The sequence below is a fragment of the Modestobacter lapidis genome, from assembly GCF_054780755.1.
In genome coordinates, this window is record NZ_BAAGVS010000063.1 from 1 (window position 1) to 777 (window position 777).

1 protein-coding gene is annotated in these 777 nt (G+C 73.6%); it reads right to left on the minus strand.

All coding sequences use genetic code 11. The features are described 5' to 3' along the window. Positions 1 to 777 (minus strand): phosphopantetheine-binding protein (locus ACYVG5_RS21445; protein WP_460683539.1); only part of this gene is annotated, 777 nt, incomplete at both ends.

Below are 777 nucleotides of genomic sequence, written 5' to 3' on the forward strand. Positions count from 1 at the left end.
GGCAGCACGAACAGCAGCACCAGGACGTAGAGCGCCGACAGCTGCACCGACCCGAACCCCACCACCCGGTTACGCGAGGGCGGCGCCGGCCGCGCCGGCCGCGGCGCCACGGTCACCGTGGCCGGGCGGGCGCTGCGGTCCTCCTCCAGGAAGGTGGCCAGCTCCCGCACCGTGGGGTGCCGGTAGAAGTCCAGGATCGACAGCCCGGCACCCAGGTCGCTCTCCCGCATCGCCGAGACCACGTTCGCGGCCAGCAGCGAGTGCCCGCCCAGGGAATCGAAGAAGTTCGCCGTCGCCGACACCGCCCCCGCCGGCAGCCGCAGCGTCTCCTCCCACAACCCGGCGATCCACGCCTCCACCTCACTCGCCGGCGGCTCGGAATCGGCCTCGACGCGGATCAACCGCGGCCGGGTCGGCTCGGGCAGCCGGCCACGGTCGGCCTTGCCGCTGGGCAGCATCGGAATGTCGGTGACCACATCCATGTACGCGGGCACCATGTACGGCGGCAACTGCTCGGCCAACTGCCCGTGCAACTCCGCCAACACCACACCGGCCCGGTCCGCAACGCCCCCGCCGGGCGACCCGGCGCCCGTACCGGCGCCGGTGGCGTCGCTCGTGTCGTCGCTCGTGTCGTCGCTCGTGTCGGCGCTCGTGTCGTCGCTCGTGGCGGCGCTCATGGCGTCGTCGCGGAGGATGACGTAGCCGGCCAGTTCCCCGCCGGTGTCCGGGCCGGTCAGCAGCGTGACCACCGCGGCGGTCACCTGCGGGTGGACCAGC